The sequence below is a fragment of the Pseudomonas sp. Pseusp11 genome, from assembly GCF_047304405.1.
GTDB lineage: Bacteria > Pseudomonadota > Gammaproteobacteria > Pseudomonadales > Pseudomonadaceae > Aquipseudomonas.
The window spans coordinates 139417-152814 of record NZ_JBGLZF010000008.1 but is presented as its reverse complement, the minus strand read 5'-3'; the positions used below and the strand labels follow the sequence as shown (position 1 = coordinate 152814).

The 13398-nt window shown below is 61.5% G+C and carries 14 protein-coding genes; 10 read left to right on the top strand and 4 right to left on the bottom strand.

What is annotated here, in order from left to right; all coding sequences use genetic code 11:
• Positions 1–102 precede the first annotated feature (102 nt).
• Entirely contained in the window at positions 103–627 is a 525-nt protein-coding gene (locus ACCC96_RS09225) for a DUF6586 family protein (RefSeq protein ID WP_413695636.1), read from the top strand.
• Positions 628–768: 141 nt separating this feature from the next.
• Positions 769–1002: a hypothetical protein gene (locus ACCC96_RS09220; RefSeq protein WP_007933173.1), complete on the top strand. Its 234-nt coding sequence runs from the start codon at positions 769–771 to the stop codon at positions 1000–1002.
• Between the two features lie 94 nt (positions 1003–1096).
• Here the strand turns inward: ACCC96_RS09220 and sulA are convergent, their stop codons facing one another.
• Both sulA and lexA read right to left on the bottom strand, forming a co-directional pair.
• Positions 1097–1570: an SOS-induced cell division inhibitor SulA gene (gene sulA / locus ACCC96_RS09215; RefSeq protein WP_413695635.1), complete on the bottom strand. Its 474-nt coding sequence runs from the start codon at positions 1568–1570 to the stop codon at positions 1097–1099.
• Positions 1571–1580: 10 nt separating this feature from the next.
• Complete coding sequence (gene lexA / locus ACCC96_RS09210) at positions 1581–2189, bottom strand: transcriptional repressor LexA (RefSeq protein ID WP_007933171.1); 609 nt, start codon at positions 2187–2189, stop codon at positions 1581–1583.
• A 230-nt stretch (positions 2190–2419) separates the two neighbouring features.
• On the opposite strand from lexA, the gene ACCC96_RS09205 reads away from it, so the two are divergent.
• The 7 genes from ACCC96_RS09205 (at position 2420) to ACCC96_RS09175 (ending at position 10770) form a co-directional block, all read left to right on the top strand.
• A complete protein-coding gene (locus ACCC96_RS09205; RefSeq protein ID WP_018925321.1) occupies positions 2420–3127 on the top strand; it encodes a TetR/AcrR family transcriptional regulator in 708 nt (235 codons plus the stop codon).
• A gap of 155 nt (positions 3128–3282) precedes the next feature.
• Complete coding sequence (gene nagZ, locus ACCC96_RS09200; protein WP_019579917.1) at positions 3283–4293, top strand: beta-N-acetylhexosaminidase; 1011 nt, start codon at positions 3283–3285, stop codon at positions 4291–4293.
• 12 nt (positions 4294–4305) lie between these two features.
• Positions 4306–5043, top strand: a complete 738-nt coding sequence (locus ACCC96_RS09195; protein ID WP_019579918.1) for an S-methyl-5'-thioinosine phosphorylase — start codon at positions 4306–4308, stop codon at positions 5041–5043.
• Between the two features lie 145 nt (positions 5044–5188).
• Positions 5189–7093 (top strand): sigma-54-dependent Fis family transcriptional regulator, encoded by a 1905-nt coding sequence (locus ACCC96_RS09190; protein WP_413695634.1) that lies wholly within the window; start codon positions 5189–5191, stop codon positions 7091–7093.
• Entirely contained in the window at positions 7093–8811 is a 1719-nt protein-coding gene (locus tag ACCC96_RS09185) for an ABC transporter ATP-binding protein (protein WP_413695633.1), read from the top strand. The genes ACCC96_RS09190 and ACCC96_RS09185 overlap by 1 nt, the downstream gene beginning before the upstream one ends.
• Positions 8801–9478, top strand: coding sequence for a S8 family serine peptidase (locus ACCC96_RS09180; protein WP_413695632.1), 678 nt, complete (start codon positions 8801–8803; stop codon positions 9476–9478). Before ACCC96_RS09185 ends, ACCC96_RS09180 begins: the two co-directional genes overlap by 11 nt.
• Positions 9475–10770: an FAD-dependent monooxygenase gene (locus tag ACCC96_RS09175; RefSeq protein ID WP_413695631.1), complete on the top strand. Its 1296-nt coding sequence runs from the start codon at positions 9475–9477 to the stop codon at positions 10768–10770. Before ACCC96_RS09180 ends, ACCC96_RS09175 begins: the two co-directional genes overlap by 4 nt.
• Positions 10771–10825: 55 nt before the next feature.
• Here ACCC96_RS09175 and ACCC96_RS09170 read toward each other — a convergent pair whose 3' ends face one another.
• Positions 10826–12316, bottom strand: a complete 1491-nt coding sequence (locus ACCC96_RS09170) for an aldehyde dehydrogenase family protein (protein ID WP_413695630.1) — start codon at positions 12314–12316, stop codon at positions 10826–10828.
• Between the two features lie 285 nt (positions 12317–12601).
• On the opposite strand from ACCC96_RS09170, the gene ACCC96_RS09165 reads away from it, so the two are divergent.
• Positions 12602–12856, top strand: coding sequence for a DUF1652 domain-containing protein (locus ACCC96_RS09165; RefSeq protein WP_007933158.1), 255 nt, complete (start codon positions 12602–12604; stop codon positions 12854–12856).
• A gap of 48 nt (positions 12857–12904) precedes the next feature.
• On the opposite strand, the gene ACCC96_RS09160 is transcribed toward ACCC96_RS09165, so the two are convergent.
• Positions 12905–13261, bottom strand: a complete 357-nt coding sequence (locus ACCC96_RS09160) for a hypothetical protein (protein WP_007933156.1) — start codon at positions 13259–13261, stop codon at positions 12905–12907.
• Between the last annotated feature and the right edge of the window lie 137 nt (positions 13262–13398).

Sequence of the window (13398 nt, the reverse complement as noted above, 5' to 3'; positions counted from 1 at the left end):
TTTTCATGCGGCCTTTTTGTTTTGGGCTTGCGGTGAGCTTGGGTGATCCACGACACTGTCAGACCTGCGTGAAGCAATTATTTCGCTGTGGAGGCTGCCGTCATGGCCCACGAACTCTATACCCGTACCAACCAGAAGATTTATTTCGCCGGCCTTTCGCTGGAAGCGCTCGCCAAGGCTGAAGAGGGGCGGGCGATGAACTCCCTGGCGCTGATTCAGGCCGGGCGCGAATCGGTGTTGTTTCACCTGTACGGAGCGCTGTTGGGGCTGTGCCATGAAATCGCCGGTTTCTATCGCTTGCCTCAGGCCAATGCACCGCGGGCAGAGATGCTGCTGACCCGCGAAGTACTCGAAACCATCGCTATTCCGGAAATGGCCGAGATGGTCGAGTTGGCGCAAAACCCTGAAACCTGGCTGGCCAAGCTGCTGTCGGCTTATGCCGCACTGTTTCAGCCGCCTCGTGCGCCGCACAAGCCCAAGGGTGATGTGACGCAACCGCTCATTCTGGCGGTTAATCTGGACGAAGAAGAGGCGCCTGAAGAGCTGAGCCGAGAAGAACTGGAGAGCTGGCGCCAGAGTCTGAAAAGCTTGGCGATCCGGTTTCGCGAAGGGCTGAACGAGTGCTGAAAGATTGAGTGCTCGGCGAATGGTCCGCTCAAAGAAGCGTGATGTCAGAAATTTCTCTTCGTGATGGCATCTGGTCAAGATCCCGAGCGAAGCTTGGCCGATGCCTATATAATCCCTGCCTTTCGTGGAGAACAGTCCTTTATGCCAACGTCCTTTCTAGAAATTGTCGAGTTACCAGACGGCCGAATCGAGCTGCGTAGGGCCGAGGACGAGGGTTCCCTGGTTACTTTGGATTTCTCCGAGGATGCCAAGGCTTTCCTGCAAGGCCAGCACGTGGAAGTCGCCAAGGCGATGTTGAGCGTCGGTGTTCAGATGGCAGGACGCCTGGTTGAAGGCGAATTTGATAAGGAAGAGGGGCCACGGGTTCTTCATTGATCCCGCCCGTCGGATTTTGCGGATACCTCTACAGACCGGCTTCTCTATCCTTGGAGAAGCCCCGCGCTGTTCAGTGCAAACACTGTTTTGTCAGTTAACCCAGCCGAATATTCAGACTTTGCGCATCCCCGGTACGGGCGGCGCTGATCAGCTGTTGCCGCGACGATGTGTTCAACGGGCTTAGCCAGCTGACGACCGTATGGCTGCGGCCAAGTCGCAAAGCTTCACAGGTCAGCTGTTGAGCGCTCTGAGTGCCGCGTGGTTGCAGCAGCAGAATGCGTTCACGGTTCAGGCCGGCGTCTCGCAGCCAGGCTTGGGTCAGGCTGGCGGGCGGGGCGATCAGAGTCAGCCAGCGAGCGTCCTGGTCCTGACTCAGTTCCCTGAGGATGGGGGCCAGAAGGTTCAGGCAGTTCCCGGCCGCGCCACGCAATGACAGCTCGCTGAAGACTTCGGGCTCGGCGCTCCAGGGCGACTCGACCACGTCTTTCAGGATCGGCGCCAGCGGCTGCGCCATGAATGCCTCGAACAGCGGCAGTTGGGCTTGCTGTGAAGTGTGTGGGAACTGCATAAAGCCTCCTTTAGCGGCGAATCACGCCGACGCTCAAGCCTTCGATCACCAGTTCCTGATCTTTCAGGTTGACTTCGATAGGGGCGAATTCAGGGTTTTCGGCAATCAGCCAGACTTTGCTGCCGTCGCGTTTGAAGCGCTTGACGGTCACTTCATCGCCAATCCGCGCCACCACGATCTGACCGTTACGGGCTTCGCGGGTGGTATGGACGGCCAGCAGGTCTCCGTCGAAAATGCCGACGTCCTTCATGCTCATGCCATGGACCCGCAACAGATAGTCAGCGCGAGGGTGGAAGAACGAAGGGTTGATGTTGCAGGATTCTTCGATGTGCTGCTGGGCGAGGATCGGAGCGCCCGCTGCCACTCGGCCGATGATCGGCAGGGTAGATTCGTCGGCCTTGGCTTCGAAGCCGGGGATGCGAATGCCGCGGGAGGCGCCCGGGGTCATCTCGATCGCGCCCTTGCGGGCCAGTGCCTTGAGGTGTTCTTCCGCCGCGTTGGGCGACTTGAAGCCCAGTTCCTGAGCGATTTCCGCGCGGGTTGGCGGGTAGCCGTTGTCTTCGAGGCAGCGTTTGATGAAGGCCAGAATCTCTGCTTGGCGTGGCGTCAGCTTTAGCATATTGATCGCTCTGTCTTTTTATACAGTGACTGGGATTATATACAGTGAACCGGTCTTGGCAATGCCCCTTTTTTTGCCGGCCGCTGGACGGTCATTCAGCTCGCCGATTGAAGCGCCAGTGTTGTATGGTTAAATAGCTGACCGACCATTCCCAAAACGAACCCGCCAGACTTGACAAGGCCTGGGCTGAAACGTATGTTTCAAACAAGTGTTTGTCAGGCGGAGTAGCCATGGCCCAGTCGGAAACCGTTGAACGCATTCTCGATGCTGCCGAGCAATTGTTCGCGGAAAAAGGTTTCGCTGAAACCTCGTTGCGTCTGATCACCAGCAAGGCCGGTGTCAATCTGGCGGCGGTGAACTATCACTTCGGATCGAAGAAGGCGCTGATTCAAGCGGTCTTCTCGCGTTTTCTCGGGCCGTTCTGCCTCAGTCTCGATAAAGAGCTGGAGCGCCGTCAGGCCAAACCCGAGAACAAACCGACCCTCGAAGAATTGCTGGAGATCCTCGTCGAGCAAGCCCTGGTGGTGCAACCACGCAGCGGCAACGACTTGTCCATCTTCATGCGTTTGCTGGGGCTGGCTTTCAGTCAGAGCCAAGGGCACTTGCGTCGTTATCTGGAAGACATGTACGGCAAGGTTTTCCGCCGCTACATGCTGCTGGTCAACGAAGCCGCGCCACGCATTCCTCCGATCGAACTGTTCTGGCGCGTGCACTTCATGCTCGGTGCCGCGGCATTCAGCATGTCGGGGATCAAGGCCTTGCGCGCGATTGCCGAAACCGATTTCGGCGTCAACACTTCCATCGAGCAAGTGATGCGTCTGATGGTGCCATTCCTGGCTGCGGGCATGCGTGCCGAAACCGGCGTCACCGACACCGCCATGGCCGCCGCGCAGTTGCGTCCGCGCAGTAAATCGACTCCGGTAGCCGCCAAGGTTTAACCGCACACGGGTGGGCGCGGTGGCGGACATCCGCTAAGCTAGGCGCCCATGCCGACTCTCGTTTTGAACCCCCTCATTGATATCGCCGACCTGCCGGGCTCAGCCCATGGCGGCGAATTCGTGCGAGCCGGGTTTATCGTATTCAAGGAATTTCCATGACTGCTGGCCTGCAAGGCTCGTTGATGGTGGACGTCGCCGGTACCTGGCTGACGTCTGAAGATCGCCAATTGTTGCGCCAGCCCGAAGTGGGCGGCCTGATCATTTTTGCCCGCAACATCGAACACCCGCGTCAGGTGCGCGAATTGAGCGCCGCGATCCGCGCCATTCGTCCCGATCTGCTGCTGGCGGTCGACCAGGAGGGCGGTCGGGTTCAGCGGCTGCGTCAGGGCTTCGTGCGACTGCCCGCCATGCGCGCCATCGCCGACAACCCGAATGCCGAATACCTGGCCGAACAGTGCGGCTGGATCATGGCGACCGAAGTGCTCGCGGTCGGTCTCGACCTGAGCTTCGCCCCGGTGCTGGATCTGGATTACCAGCGCAGTGCGGTGGTCGGTACCCGTTCGTTCGAAGGTGATCCCGAGCGCGCAGCCTTGCTCGCCGGTGCATTCATCCGCGGCATGAACAGCGCCGGGATGGCTGCCACCGGCAAGCATTTCCCCGGTCATGGCTGGGCCGAGGCCGATTCCCACGTTGCGATTCCCAACGACGAGCGCAGCCTCGAAGAGATCCGCGCCAACGACCTGGTGCCATTCGCGCGATTAAGCAAGCAATTGGCCGCCGTCATGCCGGCCCACGTTATTTATCCACAAGTCGATTCCCAGCCTGCCGGCTTCTCCCGTCGCTGGTTGCAGGACATCCTGCGCGGCGAGCTGCAGTTTGATGGCGTGATCTTCAGTGACGACCTGTCGATGGCCGGTGCGCACGTGGTGGGCGATGCCGCCAGTCGCATCGAAGCGGCATTGACCGCCGGTTGCGACATGGGCCTGGTGTGCAACGACCGTGCGGCTGCCGAGTTGGCTTTGAGTGCCGCCCAGCGGTTGAAGGTCAAGCCTTCGGCGCGTATCGCGCGGATGCGTGGGCAGGCGTACGCCAGCACCGAATACCGTCAAGACCCGCGCTGGCTGACGGCCGTCGGCGCGCTCAAAGAAGCTCAATTGATTGATTAAGGACTTTTCGTTATGACGGTTTACGCGATTATCGGTGGCACCGGCCTGACTCAACTCGAAGGCTTGAGCATTCGTCAGTCATTGGCGGTGGACACCCCTTACGGTGCGCCTTCGGCCGAGGTGCAGATCGGTGAGTACGCCGGCAAGGAAGTGCTGTTTCTCGCACGTCACGGTCACCCGCACCGCTTCCCGCCGCATCAGGTGAACTACCGCGCCAATCTGTGGGCCTTGAAGCAGGCCGGAGCTGAAGCGATTCTCGCGGTCAACGCCGTGGGCGGGATTCATGCCGCGATGGGCACCGGGCATTTCTGCGTGCCGCATCAATTGATCGACTACACCAGCGGTCGCGAACACACCTATTTCGCCGATGACCTGGAACACGTTACACACATCGACTTCAGCTATCCCTACAGCGAACCCCTGCGTCAGCGATTAATCGCGGCGTTGGCGGCTGAAGGCGTCGGCTATAGCAGCCATGGCGTGTACGCCTGCACTCAAGGGCCACGTCTGGAAACAGTTGCTGAAATCGCGAGGCTGGAACGTGACGGTTGCGACATCGTCGGCATGACCGGTATGCCGGAAGCCGCATTGGCGCGTGAACTGGAACTGGACTATGCCTGTCTGGCGCTGGTGGTGAACCCGGCGGCGGGCAAATCGACGGCGGTCATTACCATGGCCGAGATTGAACAGGCACTGCATGATGGCATGGGCAAAGTGAAGTCGACGTTGGCGCGGGTATTGAAAGGCTAAGCTCGACACTCTCTGGTTTCAGTCATTATCGGATCGTGAAACACAAGCGCCGTAAGGCACTTGCCATCGCCCTGACGTTAACGTAAAGATTGCGGCAGGGCGCTGATCTTCAAAAAGCGCAGGGCGGACCGATCCGGAGCGCTTGATGACGCTAATAAAAACAACCCATCCCACGTTGCACCGCGAAGCCAGGCTGGCCCGGGAGAAGCTGCATCTCGAAGGCGCCGTCCCCGATGGAGTGTTGCGTGCGGAAATCGATGCGTCGTGGCGGCGCAGCCTCAGCCACGGCGTGCATTTCAATGCCAAGCATGAGCTGGCGCTGGAATCGAGCGCCAGCCTCGACGTGCTGCTGGCGAGCAATCGGTTGTTGATCGATGCAGCGATGCCGGCCATCGACTATCTGGCCGAGCGTCAGGGCAAGGAAGGGCTGATCATCCTCGCCAATTCCGACGCCACCATCCTCGCCGTCGAAGGGCGCGCCGACCGTCTCAAGGGTAGCGGCCTGCAAGACATTACCCTTGGCGCCTGCTGGAGCGAAGCCGCTCGCGGCACCAATGCGCTGGGCACCGCGCTGGTGGAAGCCCGGCCAACCATGATCGATTGCGGCGAACATTACCTCGATCGCCTGACCGATTTTTCCTGCACCTCAGTGCCGATTTATTGCCCGCAAGGCGACATCCTCGGCGTGCTCGACCTGACCCGCGAAGGCCCGCTCGGCCGCGTTCACGACAGCACCGCGCTGCTGGCCATGGCTGTCAGCCAGATCGAAAGTCGCGTGTTCAACGCCAGTTATCCGGACCAGATCGTGCTGGCCTTCCACAGCCGTCGGCAATACCTCGAATCCCCTTGGCAGGGCTTGCTGGCGGTGAGCCTCGGCGGGCAGATTCTCGCCGTCAGTGCCCAGGCCTGCCAGTTGCTGCATGCAGAACGCTCTGCGCTGGTCGGTCGGCGCTGCGAAGAGTTTCTGGGTGTCGATGGCCTGCAACTGTTGTCGCGTTTGCATCAGGGTGGCGTCGGCAGTTTGCAAACCGCCAAAGGCGAATTCTTCTACAAAACCCTGCGCGCACCGCAGCGGTCGATCAACGTCAGCACCCCGGCGCGCACCCCAGCCAAAACCGCCAAGCCCCACCCCGATCTTGAATCCCTGGCTGGCAGTAACACCCGTTATGCCCGGGCCTTGCGTATGGCCCGCCAAGGCCTGGCCAATGAACTGCCGGTGTTGCTGCTGGGCGAAACCGGCACGGGTAAAGAAGTCGTTGCCCGGGCGCTGCACATGGCTGGAGCGCGGTGCGACAAACCTTTCGTTGCGGTGAACTGCGCGGCCATTCCCGAAGGCCTGATCGAGTCGGAGCTGTTCGGTTACCGCGAAGGCGCTTTCACCGGCTCCCGTCGCGGCGGCATGATCGGTCGCCTGCAACAGGCCCACGGCGGCACCTTGTTTCTCGACGAAATCGGCGACATGCCGCTGGTCCTGCAAGCGCGGCTCTTGCGCGTGCTACAGGACCGCAAAGTCGCCCCGCTGGGTGCCGGCGAAGAGCAAGACATCGACGTCGCACTGATCTGCGCCACCCACCGCGACCTCAAGCGTCTGGTGGAAGACAAACACTTCCGTGAAGACTTGTTCTACCGGGTCAACGGCATCAGCGTGATGCTCCCGGCCCTGCGCGAGCGCGATGACTTCAGCGGCCTGGTCGGTCGTTTGCTGGCCAGGCTCGATGCGCCGGCGGTGGTCCTGCATGACGATCTGAGTCGCTTGCTCGGTGGCTATCACTGGCCGGGCAACATCCGCCAACTGGAGATGGTGTTGCGCACCGCACTGGCCATGCGCGAGCCGGGAGACACAGTGCTCACTCTCGACCATTTGCCCGACAGCATGCTCGACGAATTGACTGCCGGCGAACGTTCCCAGAGCGGCAGTATTCGTGAACATGAATTGGAGCTGATTCGCCAGTCCCTGGAGACGCACCAAGGCAACGTCTCGGCCGCTGCCGATGCCTTGGGCATCAGCCGCGCGACCCTGTACCGCAAGCTCAAACAGTTGCGCTCGTGATGCAGCGCTTGATCGTGCGGCTTATCGACAGCCAGAACCCCGCCGCCCTGCAAGCGGCGTTGCGCTGGCTGTACAGTTTCGTGCGCCCCCATCGGCTGGCGATTGCCGGGCTGCTCGGGTTGTCGGTCTGTGCTTCGTCGCTGGTACTGGTGCAGCCCTGGCTGACCAAACTGCTGATCGACGACGGCCTGCTGGCACGCAACTTTCCAATGCTGGTGCTGATCGCCGGGTTGATGATCGTCGCCGGGTTGTTGGGCACGGCGCTGTCGGGCATCAATCGTTACCTGCACACGCGACTGTCCGGACGGATTCTGTTTGCCCTGCGCGATGACCTTTACCGGCATTTGCAGAGGCTCTCGCCGAGTTTCTACGGCCAACGGCGCATCGGCGATTTGATGTCGCGCCTTGATGGCGATGTCGCGGAGATCCAGCGTTTTGCCGTGGACTCGCTGTTCTCTGCGGTGTCGAGCGTGATTGGTCTGGTGGTCGCCGTGGCAATGTTGGTGACCCTGTCGTGGAAACTCTCGCTGCTGGCTTTGGTGCTGATTCCGCTCGACGTACTCTGGCTGCGCTGGATGCGGCGCAAGGTCGAGCGCGATGTGCGGCAGTTGCGCGAGCGTTCGGCGGACATGTCGTCGTTCATGGTCGAGACCTTGCCGGTGATGAAATTCATCCAGTCCGCCGGTCAGCAACAGCGAGAAGCGCGGCGGCTGGAGGGGTTGGGCCAAGGGTATATGAGCCAATTGTTGCGCCTGCAAGTCACCGAGTTTTTCACCCAAGCGGTGCCCGGCACACTGACCTCGCTGTCGCGGGCCTGTGCGTTTTTGATTGGCGGTTACTGGGTGGTGCAAGGGACTTGGCAGCTGGGCGCGCTGATCGCGTTTTCGACCTATCTGGGCATGGCGGTCGGCCCGGTGCAGAGCCTGCTCGGGCTTTACGTCGCGATTCAACGGATGACCGTCAGCCTCGGGCGGGTCATGGAGTTGCGCGGTGAAGAACCGACCGTCCTCACGCCGGTTACGCCGCAACCGATGCCGACCTCCGGCGAGTTGCGCTTCGACGACGTGCACTTCAGCCATCCTGGCCGCCCGACGACCTTGCGTGGTATCGAGGCGCGCATTCCCTACGGTTTGAAAGTCGCCCTGAGCGGCGGCTCCGGTGTTGGTAAATCGACTCTGATCGACCTGTTGCAGCGGCACCACGATCCGCAGTCCGGTCGGGTGTTGCTCGGTGAGGTCGATCTGCGGGAACTGGATCTGTTCCAGCTGCGTCGGCGGATTGCCGTGGTCAGTCAGGACATCGTCTTGTTTCGCGGCAGCCTCGCCGACAACCTGGCCTACGCCGTGCCGGATGCCAGTCGCGAAGCGATTGCCGAAGTCGCGCGTCTGGCGCAACTCGACAGCCTGATCGAGTCGTTGCCCGAAGGCCTCGACAGCCCTTTGGGCGAACGTGGCCAGCAGCTGTCCGGTGGGCAGAAACAACGCATTGCCATTGCCCGGGCACTGTTGCAGGATCCGTTGATTCTGGTGCTGGACGAAGCGACCTCGGCGGTCGACGAAGCCACCGAGCGCGAAGTGATCGAGGCGATCGACCGACTGTTCGCCGGGCGTACGCGGATTCTGATCAGCCATCGTCCCTCGACCCTGGCCGATGCCGATCTGCGCTTTGAATTGCTGGATGGCGTGCTCACCTCAAAAACGGTGCAGCATGAAGCCTGAGTTGCGGATTGGCGTGGTGGACAGCGGTCACTCGGCAGCACAACGGGTGCAAGTGGTTGCCGGTCGGCGGTTCTCGCTTCTGGAGGATGGGCTGGCGGAAAGTGAGTTACGCGATGATCCGCTTGGCCACGGTAGCGCGGTGATCGAGGCCATCGGCCGACGGGCGCCTTCGGCGGTTTTCTGCGTGGCCCAGGTATTCGACCAGCGCGGGGTCACCAGCGCCTTGCAGATCGCCACCGCGATTGACTGGCTGGTGGCGCAGGATGTGCGATTGATCAACCTGAGCCTCGGTTTGCGGCAGGATCGCAGCCTGTTGCGTGAAGCCTGTGCGGCAGCGGTGGCGCGTGGCGCGCTGCTCTGTGCATCCAGCCCGGCTCAGGGCGAAGGGGTGTTTCCGGCCAATTATCCACAGGTGCTGCGGGTCACCGGTGATGCGCGTTGCGCCGAGCAGGAATGGTCGTGGCTCAATAGCGCCCAGGCGGACTTCGCCGCGTGTGTTCACGGCACCTACCCGGGGCAGTCCGGCGCGAGCCTCGGCTGTGCGGCATTGAGCGGGCACATTGCGAGCTTCCTCGTGGCAAACCCCGAGGCGAGCAACGAACAGGTAGTCGATTGGCTGCGGGAGAATGCCCGTTATCGCGGCCCTGAACGGCGCTCTGGCGCATGAACGCGATTGTCATTCTTGGCGCCGGGCCAGCGGGGGCGGCGGTGGCCCTGGGGCTGCGACGGCTCGGGTACGCCGTGACGCTGGTCAGTGAGTGGCGGCGGTTTGCGGCGCTGGAAGGAGTTTCCGTACGGGTGCTGGATGCGTTGCGTGGTGCGGGGCTGCATCAAGCGTTGGCGGATGCGACGGTGCCTTCCCAACGGCAGGTGTCCTGGAACGGTCAGCAGCATGCGCAGAACATCGAATTTTTACTGGATCGCCCGAGCTTTGATCGAGGCTTGCGCGAGGATTTGCGGCTGGCCGGTGTCGAGCTGATCGAAGGCCGGGTGCTGACGGTGCAGTCGTCGGCTGCGGGGCATCGAATCGACATTGAAGGGCGCGAAGCGCTGGTCGCGGATTTTCTGGTGGAAGCCCGCGGACGCCAGGCACCGGCCCTCGGCAAAGGTCGGCGCGGGCCGGAGACGCTCAGCTTGCTCAATCGCTGGCAAGGTGCGCCGGGTACCACCGCCAGCGCCGTGGAAAGCCTTGAGGACGGTTGGGCCTGGATGGCGCGGCGGGCCGACGGTCAATGCTATTGGCAATGGACGATCGACGTGGCCAGTGCCGAGTTGCCGGGCAAGGCGCTGTTGCTCGATTACTGCCGCCAGCGGCGCCAGGCTTCGGCGGTGGCTCGGGCGTTTTTTGCCAGCGAGGCGGAAACCGATTTGCAGCTGCATGCGCGTAGCAGCACGGCGATTTTGTCGTCGCAGGTGTGCGGCGATCACTGGATTCGGGTCGGTGATGCGGCCATGGCGGTGGATCCGCTGTCGGGCAACGGCATCTTCCAATCATTGTCTTCGGCGTTGCAGGCACCGACGGTGATCAACACGTTGTTGCGCAAGCCAGAGCGGGCATTGCTGGCACAGCGTTTTCATCAGCAGCGAGTCGAGCAGTTGTTTTTGCGTTTTGCGCGGATTGGCCGGGACTTTTATGCCGATGAGCAGCGCTGGCCGGATCAGCCGTTCTGGCAGGCGCGACGGCAATGGCCGGATGCGCAAGTGGCCCACGCCGAGGCGGATTTTTCCTCAGTGAGGATTGTGCGAGCGCCGGTGTTGCGCGATGGTTTTGTGGATGAGGCCGAGGTGGTGATCACGGCGGATCAGCCGCTGGGGATCTGGCATGTGCAAGGGGTTGAGCTGGCGCCGTTGGTGCGACGGTTGCGCAGCGAGCCGGCCGAGCAGGTGTTGGCCGGGCTGACGGTGGAGCAGGGGAGGATGGTTCGCAGTTGGTTGTTGGCTCAGGGGTTCAAGCCCTGACATTTGGGTTGTCCGGGCTTGCCTGTTCGCGATGGCGCCCGGGAGGGCGCCGCTATTACAGCTTGATCAACACCGACTTCAACTCGGTGTAATGCTCGATCGCCGCATACCCCATCTCACGCCCGACCCCCGACATCTTGTAGCCGCCAAACGGCAGCGCCGGGTCCAGGGCGCTGTGGCAGTTGACCCAAACCGAACCTGATTTAATCCGCGGAATCATCCGGTGCACCGCCGCCAGATCATTCGACCAGATACTCGCCCCAAGGCCATAAGGGCTGTCATTGGCCATGCGCAAGGCATCGGCCTCATCATCGAACGGAATCGCCACCAGCACCGGTCCGAAGATTTCCTCCTGGACCAATGAATGCCGCTGATCGACATCGACAATCACCGTTGGTTTGACGAAATACCCCGGTCCGAATTGCTCGCCGCCGCAGGCGATGGTCGCGCCGCTTTCCCGGCCCATCTCGATGTAGCGGTAAACCCGTTCCTGTTGACGCGCCGAGATCAGCGGGCCCATTTCGACACTCGGGTCCAGGCCGTTGCCCAGCTTCATGGCGTTGGCAATGTCGCTGATGTCCGCGACCACATTGTCGAAATGCTTGCGCTGTACATACAGCCGGGAGCCGGCGCAGCAGACCTGGCCCTGGTTGAAGAAAATCGCGCTGGCCGCACCCGCGGCGGCGGTCTTCAGGTCGGCATCGGCCATGACGATGGTTGGCGACTTGCCGCCCAGTTCCAGGGTGACCCGGGTCATGGAGTCCATGGCGATTTTGCCGATCTGCTTGCCCACGGCGGTGGAACCGGTGAAGGTCAGTTTGTCGACCAGCGGGTTGTGGGTCAGGGCGGAACCCGCCGTGATGCCGGTGCCGGTGACCACGTTGAACACGCCCTCGGGGTAGCCGGCTTCGAGCACCAGTTCGGCGAGTTTCAGTGCGGTCAGCGGGGTTTCGTCGGCGGGTTTGAGCACCACGGTGCAACCGGTGGCGAGGGCCGGGCCGAGTTTCCAGCAGGCCAGCAACAGCGGGAAGTTCCAGGCGACGATGGCGCCGACCACGCCCACCGCTTCGCGACGGATGAAACTGTGGAACTGATCGTTGGGCATCAGCGGCAGCGACACGTCAACGCTGGAACCTTCGATCTTGGTCGCCCAACCGGCCATGTAGCGCAGGAAATCGATGGACAACTGCACGTCCATCACTTGGGCCACGGCCGCGCTTTTGCCGTTGTTCAGGCATTCGAGTTGCGCCAGCAGTTCGGCGTCGCGCTGCATCAGATCCGCGAGTTTCCACAGCAGGTTTTGCCGCTCTCGGGGGCGAGTGCGGGTCCAGGACGAATCGTCGAAAGCCTGACGGGCGGCAAGTACCGCGCGGTCGACATCCTCGGGCGTGGCCCGTGGCACCGAGCACAGCACCTCGCCGGTGGCCGGGTTGTGCAGGGGCATGGTCTGGCCGTCGGCGGCCTCGACCCAGTCACCGCCAATGAGCATGCGCGGTGCGCGCTGGATGAACGCCGAGGTGGCGGGAAGCAGATAAGGGAGGGGCATGGCAAGACCTCTTGTTGTGCGTGAAAACGGGGGCTTGCTCAATGTTTGGCAATGGCTGTGCCAAGTGCCGGGAAGGGGCTGATAGCCCAGTGTCGGCGGGGTTTTGAGTGATGTGAGGAGGCGGACGACTCGCTTGGAGGTGTCGCAAATCGCGACAGCCCGATGAGACGACGAGCAACCTGCCACGGTCTTGAGAGGTCCGCTATTGAGGATTAGAATTTTCAGGCTAAAGGGTGAAATGACGGAGCATTTGCCCGGCATCCATCTGGCGTGAGGGAGGTAGCGATGTTCCTATCACCCCTGGAAATCCAAAACATCATCGAGCAAAGTTTTCTGCCCGCCGTGTGCACCTGCAGCATGGAGGCGGACCAGTCCCTGACGATTCGGGTCTGCGATTGCATGACCGGCAAAGTGGATCTGGTGGCCACTCACATTCCGGTGTGGACACTGGACAGCCCCCATGCAATTGCTTCGCTGGTGGCTGATATGCGGTTGGAAATCGAGGCTCACAAAGGCGTTCACCCGACGTTCTACAGCTGAACCGATGTCACGCCGCACCCGTTGGTGGTGCGGCGTGCGTCCGTCATTTCATGACGGGATTTTTTGAGAAATCTCCTCGAACGTGTCGCTATCTACAGCTGCCAGCAACTTTCTTCCATCCTTGAGTGTGGCCAGAAAGGTTACCTCGGTTTCCTTGCCTGCCAACATGAAACCGGCAATCGCGCCGATCGGTCCCAGCAACATGGCCCCCGCCACGCCGAAGCCGATGACATCCTTGATGTTGTTGATCGAGTCCTCATTAGCCACTTCTACGCTCTTGAACAATGAGAGCGGGAGGGTGATGCCGGGCCACGGGTGCAGCGACGTCCTGAGCGTGAAAACGCCGTCCCTGTACTCTCCATCACCCTGCAGAAAGTCCCCCGCCAGGACCGTTATGCTTGCCATGTTCTTACCCTCTGACTGGCAATCGGTGAACCCTCATTTCGCGCCTGCACTGGAGCATCGTCAATCGCCGGGCGATGAAGTGTTCCGGTCGGGGACATCTATGCTTGTCTCACACTGCAACAGGTGTCGCGATATTA